This window comes from Mesorhizobium sp. M0051, assembly GCF_040323235.1.
Taxonomy (GTDB): Bacteria; Pseudomonadota; Alphaproteobacteria; order Rhizobiales; family Rhizobiaceae; genus Mesorhizobium.
Map to the genome: position 1 here is coordinate 57,000 of NZ_JAMYUT010000024.1, position 12,991 is coordinate 69,990.

Genomic DNA, 12,991 nt, shown 5'->3' on the forward strand with positions numbered 1-12,991 from the left:
GCAGGCCCAATTTATCAGAAGGGCATTGGCCATCAGACGCGCACCCCATCGAGGCCGCGCGCCATGCGGCGCTCCAGCGAGCGCACGCCCCATGAGATGAGCAGCGCCAGAATGAAGTAGATGAACAGGATGGTGGTGAACGGCACCATGGTGTTACCGGTCTGCGAGCGTACCACCTGCGCCTGGAAGGTCAGGTCGGCAAGCGAGATCAGCGACACGACGGCGGTCGCCTTGAGCAATTCGATGGCGTTGTTGCCGAAGGTCGGCAGCATCACCAGCAGCGCCTGCGGCAGGATGACGTGACGCATACCTTGCCAGCGGCCAAGATTGAGCGCGGTACAGGCCTCGTACTGTTCGCGGCCGATCGACTGGATGGCGCCACGCACCACTTCGGCGGCGTAGGCACCGACATTGAGGCCCAGCGCCAGCACGCCGGCCTGTAGCGGAGTCAACGAAATACCGATGAAGGGCAGCACGAAATAGGCCCAGAACAACTGCACGAAAATCGAGGTGCCGCGGAAGAATTCGATATAGGCGGTGGCCAGCGCGCGCAGAATGAAGAAGCGCGACAGCCGTCCCATTCCGGCAAGAAAGGCCATGAACAGGGCAAGCACCGATCCCATCAGCGTCAGCTCAATGGTGACAAGCGCTCCCTGCAATATCAGGCCGAAATAGCCGGACCACTGGGTCATCGAGGGTTCCAACGTTAGGTTTAGCTCCTTCTCCCCGTTCACGGGGAGAAGATGCCGGCAGGCAGATGAGGGGCGACGCTAAACTCTCAGAAGTAGGCGCCGCCGCTCATCCGTCACTTCGTGACACCTTCTCCCGTTTACGTGGAGAAGGGTAGAAAGGCGCGCCTACTTCGCCGCGCAGAGCTTGTCGCGTGTCGTCGACATCGCGGCCGCGGCCGAGAAACCGTAGGGCTCAATGATCTTGGCGAACTCGCCCGATGTCTTCAGCTTGGCCAGTTCGACGTCGAAGGCATCGCGCAGCGCCTCGTCGCCCTTCTTGAAGGCGGCACCGTCGCAATAGACCGGCGCGCCCTGCACCGGCGCGATGACTTGGAGGTTTGGATCATTGGCCTTCTTGACCAGGTCGTTGATCGACAGAACAGGCAGCGAGTAGACGTCGATACGGCCATCCTGCAACATCTTCACGCCGCTCTGGCCGTCAGGCACGACGATGACACGCTCGCGTGGCACGCCGGCATTGAGCGCCAGCTTCTCTTCTGTGCCGCCGCCGGGCGCGCCGATGGTGGCGGTCGCGTCCTTGGCAACATCCTCATAGCTCTTGAAACCCTTCGGATTGCCCTTCTTCACCAGCATCGCCTCGGCGTCGCACAGGACCGGTTCCGAATAGGCAACGGCGGCGCAGCGCTCCGGTTTCATGAACAGGCCAGCCGTGACGACGTCGAAGCGCCCGGCCTGCAAGCCGGGGATCATGGCGCCATACTCCGAGATCGAGGCGACGATGTCGGCGACGCCGAGGCGCTTGAAGATCTCGCGCGCCACATCGGGCGCCGCGCCCGAGACCTTGCCGTCGGCAGCGACCGCCGTATAGGGCGGCTCGTTGGCGATGGCGACGCGGGCAAAACCCTGCGTCTTGAGCTGCTCGAGCTTGCTGTCGTCGGCCGAACCGGCTGTCGAGGCGGCCAGCACCGCGGCTAGCGCAAGACCGGCGACGCCGGCCAGAATGCCAAATTTCTTCATTGTTCCCAACTCCTTGTTCCTTGTCCTGCTTTTGTACGGGCGGCGTTGCCGCCTGAAGGACGGTTTCGCCGCCCTTGGCATTGCGGTCAGACGCGATGTCCGGCCGCGATGATCTTCTTCAGGAAGCCTTGCGTACGCTCCTGCTTGGGATTGCGGAAAATCTCGTCGGGCTTGCCTTCCTCAACAATCTTGCCGCGATCGAAGAACAGCACCCGGTCGGCGAAATCATGGGCAAAACCCATCTCGTGGGTGACGAGCAGCATGGTCATGTCGGTCTCGGCGGCGAGCTTGCGCATGACGTTCATCACCTCCTCGACCAGCTCCGGATCGAGCGCCGACGTCACCTCATCGAACAGCATGATCTTCGGCGACAGCGCGAGTGCACGGGCGATCGCGACGCGTTGCTTCTGTCCGCCGGACAACTGCGCCGGCATGCTCTTGGCTTTGTCGGCCATGCCGACCATTTCGAGCAGTTCCATCGCCCGCTTTTCGGCGACGGCGCGCGGCGTGCCCTTGGTCAGCATCGGCGCCAACGTGACATTGTCCATGACGCATTTGTGCGGAAACAGGTTGAACAGCTGGAAGACCATGCCGATTTTCTGGCGCATCCTCGTCAGGTGCCGCTCATCGGCGGGCAGCAACTGGCCGTTGCGCTCCACGTGATAGAGCTGCTCGCCGTCGATCTGGATATGACCGCCATCGATGCGCTCCAACGTCATCAGGATGCGCAGGATCGTCGTCTTGCCCGAGCCCGACGGGCCGATCAGCGCCAGCTTCTCGCCAGGCATGACCTGCATCGACAGGCCGTCCAGCACCTTGAAAGTGCCGAAGCTTTTGGAAATGGCGTCGATGTTGATGATGGGCGTGGGCAATGCGGTTCCCCGTCCTGGAGAGGTCTAGGCTCTTAACGATGCGGAACGCGCAAAATCATGTCAATTGGGAAAATAATACCATGACAATTATTCTAATTCCGCACAATTTCCGAGCACTTGCGGCCTAGATGGCGAGCAACAGATGTTCCGGATCGCCAAGCAAAAGCTTGGTGACAACGCCCAGGCCGGCGCGCAGTTCCCCTTCGGTGGTCGAGCCCAGCGAGATGCGCACGGCCGGCTGCCAGGGCGCATCCGAGATGCGGAAGGATGTGCCAGGTGCAATCGCCACGCCCTGCAGCCGGGCCTGGGCGACAAAGCTCTCCTCGGCGCGGTTGGCCGGCAGCTGCAGCCAGACATGCAGCCCATCGCGCCGGGCGCGATAGTCGACCCCGGCCAGCACCTCCGCCGCGATATCCAGTCGTCGCCGCAGCGCCGCGCGCTGCCAGTGGACAAGCTCCATCGCGGTGCCGTCGGTGACCCATTTCGTGGCGATCTCGGCCACCAGCGGCGTCGCCATCCAGTTCGAGACCAGATGCCGGTTGGCGACGGCGGCGACATAGCGATCGGGCGCGGCGAGATAGCCGATGCGCAGGCCAGGCACCACGATCTTGGTGAAGGAGGTGACGTAGAGCGTGCGCTCCGGCGCAAAGGCGGCAACCGGCGGCGGCCGGTCTTCTACCAGGGGACCGAGCACATCGTTCTCGATGATGGCGATGTCGTGCTTGCGTGCGACGGCGGCGATTTCTTCGCGCCGTCGCGCGTCCATCAGCGTCGCCGTCGGATTGATCACCGAGGGCTGCACGAAGACGGCCCGGATGTCGGAAAGCCGGCACGCCTCGTCAAGCGCCTCCGGAATAAGGCCATTGTCGTCGATCGGCAGGCCTTCGAGGTTGAAGCCGAGATAACGGGCGAGCGGCACCAGCGTGTGGTGGCCGATCGCCTCGGTGGCGACCGTCGAGCCGGGCGGCGCCACGCTCATCAGCGCCACGGTCATGCCGGCGGTGGCGCCGTTGGTCAGGCTGATGTTCTGCGCGGAGCTGTCGAGCCCGCACAGTCTCAGCCATTCGACCGCCACCGCGCGGTGACGTGGAAACACCATATTGGGCCGGAACGAAAGTGCTGAACTCGACGGCAGATTCTCGGCCAGCCAGCCCAAGGCCTGCCTCAACCGCTCCAGATGCATCGGCTCGCAGACCGGCTTCAGGATCGACAGATCGATGACTTCGCCGAGCCGCTCCGGCAGATAGGGCGGTTCCGGCTCGCGGCGCTGCGTCTGGACGAAGCTGCCGCGGCCGATCTCGCCCGAAATCAACCCGCGCCGGATCAGTTCCTCATAGGCGCGGCTGACGGTCTGCACCGAAAGCTTGAGGTCGTCGGCCAGCCGGCGGTGGGTCGGCAGCCGCGCGCCATTGGCCAGGCGCCCGTCATGAATGGCGCGCGCGAACTGGTCGGCAAGCGACTGATACGCTGGCCGCCGGATGAGCTTGGGATCGGGATGCCACAATGTCATGACTTATTAGAGATCGAAATCAGTGCAATTGACAATCGAAATAATGCGCCGTCATGGTGCAGTCGACGAAAAGTGGATGCTGATGACTGCCGCGAAACTCGACCCGATCGACCTGAAAATCCTCGACGCCATCCAGCGCGACGGACGCATCACCAAGCTGGCACTGGCCGAGCAGGTCGGCCTGTCGCCGACGCCGTGCTGGATGCGGCTGCGCAAGCTGGAAAAGGCCGGCATCGTCTCGGGCTACCACGCCAGGATCGCCATGCGCGTCGTCGCACCCGTCGCAACCGTGCTGATGGAGGTGACGCTGGCCAACCACCGCCAGGCCGATTTCGACCGCTTCGAGCGCGTCATCCGCGACATTCCCGAGATCGTCGCCTGCTGGTCCGTCGGCGGCGGCGTCGACTATGTGCTGAAAGTGATGGCACGTGACATCGACGCGTACCAGCGTCTGGTGGATGGCTTGCTCGACCGCGAGATCGGCATCGATCGCTACTTCACCTACATCGTCATCAAGACGGTGAAGGACGAGATTGCGCTGCCTGTAGCGGACCTGTTGCCGGTCTCGCCATAGGGATCGGAGAGATCGTCTCGCCCAAGGACGCAATAGAGAGAAACTCTCTACATCAGGGCATCCAAACAGCCCCTCTGTCTGCATAGGACGAATAGTCTTCCCGCATCAGTCCGAACCGGGAGGCCTCGACCATGTCCGCGCATTTTGCCCGCTCGCATCGCCATGAAGCGCTCGATCGCCTAGCCGACCGCCGGCTGCTTCGTGAGCTCGCCTATATCGATGGGCACTGGACGGCAAGCGAGGCTGCTGAAAGCTTCGAGGTCACCGATCCGGCCACCGGCACGACTGTCGCTTTCGTCGCCGCGCTCGATGCACGGCAGACGACAAAGGCGATCGATGCCGCCGCGCGCACCTTTCCGGCCTGGCGGTCGCTGTTGCCGCAGGAGCGCTCGAAAATCCTGCGAAAATGGTTCGAGCTGATCATTGCCGCCAAGCAAGACCTCGCTTTGCTGATGACGCTGGAACAGGGCAAGCCGCTGCAGGAATCGCTGGGCGAAATCGACTATGCCGCCTCCTTCGTCGAATGGTATGCGGAAGAAGCAAAACGTCTGAACGCCGAGAGCGTCACCAGCCATCTGCCGAACGCCGAAATGATGGTGCGGCGCGAACCGCTTGGTGTCGTCGGCGTCGTCACGCCGTGGAATTTTCCGTCGGCGATGCTGACCCGCAAGGCAGCGGCAGCACTAGCGGCCGGCTGCACCATCGTTGCGCATCCGTCCTCGGAAACGCCGCTGTCGGCGCTGGCGCTGGCCGAACTTGGCGAGCGCGCCGGCCTGCCCGCCGGCGTCTTCAACATCGTCACTGGCAAGGCTTCGACCATCGTCGGACGGATGTGCGAAGATCCACGCGTTCGCGCCATGAGCTTCACCGGCTCGACCGAAATCGGCAGGCTGATCGCCGCCCAGAGCGCGCCGACGATGAAGCGGCTGGTGATGGAGCTTGGCGGCCATGCGCCGCTGATCGTCTTTGCCGACGCCGATATCGACAGAGCGGTGAACATCGCCATTGACGCCAAATTCGCCACATCGGGCCAGGACTGCCTCGCCGCCAACCGCATCTATGTCCAGCGGCCGATCTATGATCGCTTCTGCGCCGCCTTCGCCAGGCGCATTGAGACGTTGCGGACCGGCAATGGCCTTGCTCAGGGAATCGACATCGGCCCGCTGATGCATGAGCGCGCCGTCAAGAAAGTCGAGGAACAGGTCGCCGACGCGCTCACCCATGGCGCGCGCTGCCTCGCCGGCGGCGCGCGGCATCAAGCCGGGCCGTTGTTCTACCAGCCGACGCTGCTGGCCGATGTCAGCGATGAAGCGCTGATCATGCGCGAGGAAACGTTTGGACCGGTTGCCGCCGTGACGCCGTTCGACAGCGAGGACGAGGTAATCGCCCGCGCCAACGCCACCGAATATGGCCTCGTCGCCTATGTCGTGACCGAGAACGGCGCCCGCCAGCAGCGCATGGGCCGCGCGCTCGACTACGGCATGGTCGCCATCAACCGCGTCAAGATCACCGGCGCGCCGATACCCTTCGGCGGCATCAAGCAATCCGGCATCGGCCGCGAAGGCTCGCGCCACGGGCTCGAAGCCTTCACCGATCTGAAGTATCTCTGCCTGGACATCTCGTAAATCGTCCGGCCATCCCTCAAGGAGTCAAAAAATGCTCGACCAGTCCAACGAACTCGCCGCCTGGGATCGCGATCACTTGTTCCATCCCTCGACCCATATGGGCACGCATGCGCGCGGCGAGAGCCCGACGCGCATCATGGCCGGCGGTGAAGGCGTCACCGTCTGGGACGACAATGGCAAGAAGAGCCTCGACGCCTTCGCCGGCCTCTATTGCGTCAATGTCGGCTACGGCCGGCAGAAGATCGCCGACGCCATCGCCGCCCAGGCGAAAAACCTCGCCTATTATCACGCCTATGTCGGCCACGGCACCGAGGCCTCGATCACGCTCGCCAAGATGATCATCGACCGCGCGCCGAAGGGCATGTCGAGGGTGTATTTCGGCCTCTCGGGCTCGGATGCCAACGAGACCAACATCAAGTTGATCTGGTACTACAACAACGTGCTCGGCCGGCCGGAGAAGAAGAAGATCATCTCGCGCTGGCGCGGCTATCACGGCTCGGGCGTGATGACGGGATCGCTGACCGGGCTCGACTTGTTCCACAACGCCTTCGACCTGCCGCGCGCGCCGATCCTGCACACCGAGGCGCCGTATTATTTCCGCCGCGCCGACCGCTCGATGAGCGAGGAGCAGTTTTCGCAGCATTGCGCCGACAAGCTCGAGGAGATGATCCTGGCCGAGGGGCCGGAAACGGTCGCCGCCTTCATCGGCGAGCCGATCCTCGGCACCGGCGGCATCGTGCCGCCGCCGGCGGGCTACTGGGAAAAGATCCAGTCGGTGCTGAAGAAGTATGACGTGCTGCTCGTCGCCGACGAGGTGGTGACGGGCTTTGGCCGGCTGGGCACCATGTTCGGCTCCGACCATTACGGCATTAAGCCGGACCTGATCACCATCGCCAAGGGCCTGACCTCGGCCTATGCGCCGCTGTCGGGCGTCATCGTCGCCGACAAGATGTGGCAGGTGCTGGTGCAAGGCTCCGACAAGCTCGGCTCGCTCGGCCATGGCTGGACCTATTCGGCGCATCCGATCTGCGTTGCCGCCGGCGTCGCCAATCTCGAACTGATCGACGAGATGGATCTTGTGACCAATGCCCGCGAAACCGGCGCCTATTTCCGCGCCGAGCTGGCCAAGGCGGTCGGCGGTCACAAACATGTCGGCAACGTGCGCGGCGACGGCATGCTGGCGGCGGTCGAGTTCGTTGCCGACAAGGACGACCGGGTGTTCTTCGACGCTTCGCTCAAGATCGGACCGCAGGTGGCAACAGCACTTGCGGCAAGCGGCGTCATCGGCCGCGCCATGCCGCAGGGCGACATTCTAGGCTTCGCGCCGCCGCTCTGCCTGACCCGCGAAGAAGCCGACATCATCGTTTCGAAGACCGCCGACGCGGTCAAGAGCGTGTTTGCCAATCTCTGAGATCGACCATGAATGCCATGACCAAAACCCTTCCTGCCACCATGGCCGCCGTGCTGCTTACCGGGCACGGCGGTCCGGAAAAACTCGTCTACCGCAGCGATGTCAAAGTGCCCTCGCCTGCTCCTGGTGAGGTGCTGGTGAAAGTCAGCGCCTGCGGGATGAACAATACCGATGTCTGGGTGCGCCAGGGCGCCTATGGCACGGAAGAGGACGCGGCTGCGGTGTCGACCTGGCGGCGCCAGGGCAACACGCTGAGCTTCCCGCGTATCCAGGGCACCGACACTGTCGGCACCATCGCCGCCGTTGGCGAAGGCGTTTCGTTTGACCGCATCGGCGAACGGGTGATGGTCGATTTCTCGATCTACAACCGAGACGACGATTCGCTCGCCGACATCGACTATATGGGCCACGGCCGCGACGGCGGTTATGCCGAATACCAGGCCGTGCCGGCCGAGAATGCTCATCTCGTCGATACGAACATGACAGACGTCGAGCTCGCCACCTTCTGCTGCGCCTATTTGACCGGCGAACAGATGCTGGAACGGGCCGCGCTCAAGGCCGGTGAACGCGTGCTTGTCACCGGTGCTTCGGGCGGCGTCGGCTCCGGCATCGTGCAATTGGCTCGGGCGCGCGGCGCCATTCCCTACGCCATCGTCGGCAAGGGCAAGGAACAGGCGGTGCGCGACATCGGCGCCGAGGCCGTCATCACGCGTGGCATTGCCGACCTGCCGCATGCCGTGAACGAGGCGACTGGCGGCCAGCCGATCGATGTGGTGGCCGACCTCGTTGGCGGCGCCATCTTCAACGATCTGTTGCGTATTCTCAGGCCCGAGGGCCGCTATACCACCGCCGGCGCGATCGCCGGTCCGGTCGTCCAGCTCGATCTCAGGACCATGTACCTGAAGCAATTGCAGTTGCATGGCTCGAGCCAGGGCACGCGCGCCGATTTCCGCCGCATCATTGGATACATCGAGGCGAAGAAAATCCGGCCGCTGGTCGGCGGCGTCTACAAGCTCTCCGATTTCCACCATGCGCAGGCGGATTTCATCGCCAAGGATTTCGTCGGCAAGCTGGTTGTGGTGCCGGATGCCATGTGGGGTTCGGCTGGCTGAACCGATGCCTCGATGCGGAAATGAGCACGACACGGGTGTTTGACGGGCTTTTGCAGCATTTCCGCCTTGCGCCGTCCGAAACCAGGACGAAAAATGGCCGGGGCGCGCAGGCGGCCCGGCCAAAAGAAGGTCAAACCTTCAGAGGGGAACACCGTCCGGCGGAATGGGAGGAAACCGCCGAACGATTTTGCCAGTCTGGGCTTATTTCTGCGCCTCGGCCACGAATGGAATTCCAAAAAATGCGCAAATTGGCAAAAATTCGTGCTCGGCACCATAGGGCCCTCACGAGCCCGCGGCTCCGGTCTCGAGCAGATCGGCATAGTGGCGGCGTGCCACGTCGGGATGTGAACGCAGCCGGCTTTTGAGCACATTGGTGCCGACATCGCGGAACAGTGGGTTGTCGGGATCGCTTGCCGGTCCGCGTGCCTGCGCCGCCAGTTCCTCGGAGAGGCTGAGGAGCGGGATGATGGCATCCAGCCGCGCGCTGAAAAAGAAGGGAACGGAAATCCGCTCGACGCCGGCAGGCGGCGTGACGACGCGGTGCACGGTGGCGCGCAGATAGCCATTCGATGCCAGTTCGAGCAGTTCACCAATGTTGACGACCAGCGTTCCGGGGAGCGGGTCGACATTCACCCAGCTTCCATCATAGTCGACCTGCAGCCCCTTGTTGTCGTCCTGCAGCAGCAGGGTCAGGAAGCCGCCATCCTTGTGCGCGCCGACACCCTGGTCGGTGCCGGTCGCCTGACGGCCGGGATAGCGCACGATCTTCATGCGATGGTTGGGCGAATCCCGGTAGATTGCGTCGAAGGCGTCCTCGGGCTGGTCGAGCGACAGCGCGAAGGCCTTCAGCAAGCGGATCGCCACCGCCGTCGCCTTGGTCTGCCATGCCAACAGCGCCGGCTTGAGCTCCGGCAGGGCCCGGGGCCACTGGTTCGGCCCTTGCAGCCGCGTCCAGGGTGCTACTCCCGGCCCTTGCGCTATCGGCTGGCGCTCGACGCCGATGTCGAGCTGCTCGCGCCAGTCGGCGGTGCCCCTGGTCAGTTCGCCGCCGGCGCGGGTGTAGCCGCGAAACTGCGGGGACTTGACCATTTCGATGGCCAGCTTGTCGGCTTCGGGCAATGCGAAGAACCGGCGCGAGGCATCGAGCACCTCGTCGATCTCCGCGGCGGAAATTCCGTGGCCGCTGAGATAGAAGAAGCCGACGTCCCGGGCCGCCGTGCGCAGGTCGAGGAGAAAGGTGCGATGCTCGGACGCACCTTGTTCGAGACGGCTGAGATCAAGCACCGGCACAATTCTGGGCATGGTCAGGTTCCTTCCATTCTCTGCCTTGCCTGGGAGACGTAGAAGCGACCACAGGCAGGAGATCCGGGCACGGATCGCGCCTCCAAAAGTGGCACGTGGTGGCTGCCGATCAAAGCAACGGGCACGCCAATCTGGTCCGAATGGAAGAACGCCAGCGCTGCATATGATGGCCTGTCGGCAAATAATGTTCCAAGCTGCTATTTTGCCTGCAATGCGTCGCTTGGACCGTCTTTCGAGCGCGACATCGTCCAATAGCAGCTAGCGGAACAGATATTTCGACACTTCCGGATTGCCGCGACGCCACATCACATTGTCCAGGAAGTAGTGGTGCACGTTGATGAATATCCACGCTATGAAGAGGAAAAGCGACGAGCCGAGCACCTGTTTGTCGTAGGGAACCAAGGCGGTCAGCGCCATCGGCACGAGCCAGAAACCAAGCGCGCCAAGAATTGTGCCGGCGACGATGAATATCAGCACCCGCAGCCTGTACAGCGGCCCGACAATGGACAGGACCTTTAACCCCGGATCCCTGGCGGCATCCGCGCGGTCGCGCTCGACATTGGTCTGGTAACGCCAGACCACCGCCAGGTACTGCAACGAATGGAGCGCCGGCACCACAAGCAGCCAGAGCGGATTTATCGTCACGAACAGGATCCAGGCATAGAGGGTGACGACATAGGCGACGACGCCGTTATAGGGCAGCGCGCCACCATGCTTGCGCCAGCGATTGGCAAACATCACGACGGTGGCCGCCGAGGACGACGCGGCGACCGCAACGGCGATGTTGATGAGCCATGGCGGGACGGCGAATGTGTAGTAGTCCAGGCCCCAGAACTGCCGTTCGGTGATCACCGCGTTCGTCTGAAGCCACGCGAACAGCCACACGGCATAGCCGTTGAACAGCAGCACCTTCTTGTCCTGATCGCTGAAGAATTTGCGCTTCAAGACGGCGTCCACCATCAGCATGCCGTAGCCTTGCTTGACGTAGTGCCAGCCGACGAAAAAGCCCATCGCATTGGTGGCATATCCCAGCAGGCGAGCGTTCCCGGTTACGGCGCCATAGGCGAAGAAGGCGCCCATGATCAGCGGGACGACAATGCCCGCGAAAATGTAGCGAAGCTGGAGGCTCCTGTCGTACCCGTCACCGCGCACCTTGCGCGCGTAGTTGCGATAGAAAATCTGGTAGGAATGGGCGAAGTGCGGCTGGTTGATGAGATGGGACAGCAGGAACGCCATCAGCGCCACCAGACCTTCGTATCTGAGCGGCACGAAATACAGCACCGGCAGGATCACGAGCGCGCTCCCGCCCAGCATGAAAAAGTCGATGAACGGACCAAAGAGATATTTCTGCGGGGCGACTGAAACCGAGGCATCCGCCGAAAGGTGAAGTGCCATGCTGCCTTCTCCCTGTGATCGTTTATTTAGCCATCGACCTGATTGCCCGGCAAGGTCCCCGGGTTCCGAACTCAGGCTGACAAAAGATCTGACGACAGCCGGGTGTCGGCGGTGCCGTTCACGATAGGAATTTGTTCCTTGACTTCGTGACCTCAGCTATGGTACATATTTGCCTATGGTGCTGATTTGCGCCAGTGACCCGCCGTCCAGGCGGGTTTTCCGTCAGCCGACGCGCCGGCGAAGGCTCCGAAGAAACCTGTTAGTTCGTAGCCCTGGTCCCGAACAGGCGGCGTGGCGAGAAAGGCCCGCACGGCTGTGCCGATCCCCAGTACGCGGCGAATCCAGCTATGCGGCTGCGCGGTTCAGTTAAGCTGGTTGAGGATTCCAGAACTGTTCGCCAGCACCAAACTTTTGTAGATCACGAACGCTATCGTACAGATCGCGGCTATAGATATCGGCACGCCGAACGGCACAACGCCTTTGCGATCGAAATGCTGGACGTAGAGGCGGAAGGCGCCTGCGGGCAGCAGGAATGGATATTTCATGGCCGCTGCAGTGATTAGGGCGAAAACCAGTAGCAGCATGGAAAACACGACGAGATCGTTGCCGCCAGTCAGGAAAGGGATGACCGCCATCAGCTTGACGTCGCCGGCCCCGATCTTGCGCAAGAGCCAGAACGGGAACAACGCAAGAAACAGCACGAGGCCGGCAACTGCGCTCAGCCCCATATCCCACCACGATCCAGACTGGAGCGACAACAGCAGCATGCCCCCCGCCCCAAGGCAGAGCAGCAGCAGCACGTCGCGATTGGCTATCCTCTGGGTGGTGAAGTCGAGCCAGGCAATCCTTGCCAGCAGAGGGATGGCGAGGACCTTCAGCAGCAGCGCTTCGACGAGCAACATGCTAGCGCTCGATATTCTGCACGCTTGACGACAGCAGCCTCAGATTGTTGGCAACGGTCGGATCGTTGGGCGCCAGTTCATAAGCCTTGAGGAAATTGCTGCGTGCGTTCTGCAGCTTGCCGCGCAGCAGATAGGAATAGCCGACATTGTTGTAATATTCGGGCGTCGCGCCGACCAGCTTGGACGCACGGGCATAGGCCCGGTCGGAAAGGTCGAAGCGGTGGATCCGGTCGGTGCAGGCGGCCAGCCCCATCCAGGCGCCGCCGTCATTGGGCGCCAGCTGCGTCGCCTTGAAGAACAGCGCGCCGGCATTGCCGTAATTCTCGGCGCGGAACTGGTTCTTGGCTTCGGCAACAGCCTGGTCCGAGGCGTAATATTCGACGTCACTGACTGTCTTCAGCCCGTCGAAAGCATCGCCAAAGGACGTTACGTCGCCCTTCGATGGCTCATTGGTGCGAACGACACCGTCGGTTATGTCCGCCGTCTGGCAGCCGGCAAGCACCGCCATCAATAGACAGGCCGCGACCGCGAAAACCCTCTTCATATTGTATCCCCAAAAGGGCCCCGAATCTATTTTTA

Annotated in this window: 12 protein-coding genes; 4 read left to right on the forward strand and 8 right to left on the reverse strand. The window is 62.7% G+C overall.

What is annotated here, in order from left to right; translation table 11 throughout:
* Positions 1-32: 32 nt before the first annotated feature.
* From ehuC to ehuR, 4 genes are all read right to left on the reverse strand, one after another.
* Positions 33-692: an ectoine/hydroxyectoine ABC transporter permease subunit EhuC gene (gene ehuC, locus NKJ90_RS23050; RefSeq protein WP_023756847.1), complete on the reverse strand. Its 660-nt coding sequence runs from the start codon at positions 690-692 to the stop codon at positions 33-35.
* A gap of 165 nt (positions 693-857) precedes the next feature.
* Complete coding sequence (gene ehuB / locus NKJ90_RS23055; RefSeq protein WP_023756848.1) at positions 858-1,709, reverse strand: ectoine/hydroxyectoine ABC transporter substrate-binding protein EhuB; 852 nt, start codon at positions 1,707-1,709, stop codon at positions 858-860.
* A gap of 86 nt (positions 1,710-1,795) precedes the next feature.
* Complete coding sequence (ehuA, locus tag NKJ90_RS23060) at positions 1,796-2,581, reverse strand: ectoine/hydroxyectoine ABC transporter ATP-binding protein EhuA (protein ID WP_023756849.1); 786 nt, start codon at positions 2,579-2,581, stop codon at positions 1,796-1,798.
* A 124-nt stretch (positions 2,582-2,705) separates the two neighbouring features.
* Positions 2,706-4,091, reverse strand: a complete 1,386-nt coding sequence (gene ehuR, locus NKJ90_RS23065; protein ID WP_023756850.1) for a MocR-like ectoine utilization transcription factor EhuR — start codon at positions 4,089-4,091, stop codon at positions 2,706-2,708.
* Between the two features lie 82 nt (positions 4,092-4,173).
* Between ehuR and NKJ90_RS23070 the strand changes: the two genes are divergently transcribed.
* From NKJ90_RS23070 to NKJ90_RS23085, 4 genes are all read left to right on the forward strand, one after another.
* On the forward strand, positions 4,174-4,665 hold the full coding sequence (locus NKJ90_RS23070; RefSeq protein ID WP_023756851.1) for an Lrp/AsnC family transcriptional regulator: 492 nt from the start codon (positions 4,174-4,176) through the stop codon (positions 4,663-4,665).
* Positions 4,666-4,796: 131 nt separating this feature from the next.
* The gene (locus NKJ90_RS23075) at positions 4,797-6,290 is read left to right on the forward strand and encodes an NAD-dependent succinate-semialdehyde dehydrogenase (RefSeq protein WP_023756852.1); all 1,494 of its coding nucleotides are present in this window, start codon (positions 4,797-4,799) and stop codon (positions 6,288-6,290) included.
* A 31-nt stretch (positions 6,291-6,321) separates the two neighbouring features.
* Positions 6,322-7,701: an aspartate aminotransferase family protein gene (locus NKJ90_RS23080; protein ID WP_352486824.1), complete on the forward strand. Its 1,380-nt coding sequence runs from the start codon at positions 6,322-6,324 to the stop codon at positions 7,699-7,701.
* 8 nt (positions 7,702-7,709) lie between these two features.
* Positions 7,710-8,813, forward strand: a complete 1,104-nt coding sequence (locus NKJ90_RS23085) for an alcohol dehydrogenase family protein (RefSeq protein WP_352486825.1) — start codon at positions 7,710-7,712, stop codon at positions 8,811-8,813.
* A 282-nt stretch (positions 8,814-9,095) separates the two neighbouring features.
* Here NKJ90_RS23085 and NKJ90_RS23090 read toward each other — a convergent pair whose 3' ends face one another.
* From NKJ90_RS23090 to NKJ90_RS23105, 4 genes are all read right to left on the reverse strand, one after another.
* Positions 9,096-10,115: an isopenicillin N synthase family dioxygenase gene (locus NKJ90_RS23090; protein ID WP_352486827.1), complete on the reverse strand. Its 1,020-nt coding sequence runs from the start codon at positions 10,113-10,115 to the stop codon at positions 9,096-9,098.
* Positions 10,116-10,373: 258 nt separating this feature from the next.
* The gene (locus NKJ90_RS23095) at positions 10,374-11,510 is read right to left on the reverse strand and encodes a hypothetical protein (RefSeq protein WP_352486828.1); all 1,137 of its coding nucleotides are present in this window, start codon (positions 11,508-11,510) and stop codon (positions 10,374-10,376) included.
* Positions 11,511-11,872: 362 nt separating this feature from the next.
* Positions 11,873-12,412 carry a prepilin peptidase gene (locus NKJ90_RS23100; RefSeq protein ID WP_352486830.1) on the reverse strand — a complete coding sequence of 180 codons (540 nt, stop codon included), beginning with the start codon at positions 12,410-12,412 and terminating at the stop codon, positions 11,873-11,875.
* Position 12,413: 1 nt separating this feature from the next.
* A complete protein-coding gene (locus NKJ90_RS23105) occupies positions 12,414-12,956 on the reverse strand; it encodes a tetratricopeptide repeat protein (protein WP_352486831.1) in 543 nt (180 codons plus the stop codon).
* Positions 12,957-12,991: the final 35 nt, after the last annotated feature.

Coding starts and splice junctions, on each gene's coding strand:
- ehuC (WP_023756847.1), bottom strand. CDS start 692: ATGACCCAGTGGTCCGGCTATTTCGGCCTGATATTGCAGGGAGCGCTT.
- ehuB (WP_023756848.1), bottom strand. CDS start 1,709: ATGAAGAAATTTGGCATTCTGGCCGGCGTCGCCGGTCTTGCGCTAGCC.
- ehuR (WP_023756850.1), bottom strand. CDS start 4,091: ATGACATTGTGGCATCCCGATCCCAAGCTCATCCGGCGGCCAGCGTAT.
- NKJ90_RS23070 (WP_023756851.1), top strand. CDS start 4,174: ATGACTGCCGCGAAACTCGACCCGATCGACCTGAAAATCCTCGACGCC.
- NKJ90_RS23075 (WP_023756852.1), top strand. CDS start 4,797: ATGTCCGCGCATTTTGCCCGCTCGCATCGCCATGAAGCGCTCGATCGC.
- NKJ90_RS23080 (WP_352486824.1), top strand. CDS start 6,322: ATGCTCGACCAGTCCAACGAACTCGCCGCCTGGGATCGCGATCACTTG.
- NKJ90_RS23085 (WP_352486825.1), top strand. CDS start 7,710: ATGAATGCCATGACCAAAACCCTTCCTGCCACCATGGCCGCCGTGCTG.
- NKJ90_RS23090 (WP_352486827.1), bottom strand. CDS start 10,115: ATGCCCAGAATTGTGCCGGTGCTTGATCTCAGCCGTCTCGAACAAGGT.
- NKJ90_RS23095 (WP_352486828.1), bottom strand. CDS start 11,510: ATGGCACTTCACCTTTCGGCGGATGCCTCGGTTTCAGTCGCCCCGCAG.
- NKJ90_RS23100 (WP_352486830.1), bottom strand. CDS start 12,412: ATGTTGCTCGTCGAAGCGCTGCTGCTGAAGGTCCTCGCCATCCCTCTG.
- NKJ90_RS23105 (WP_352486831.1), bottom strand. CDS start 12,956: ATGAAGAGGGTTTTCGCGGTCGCGGCCTGTCTATTGATGGCGGTGCTT.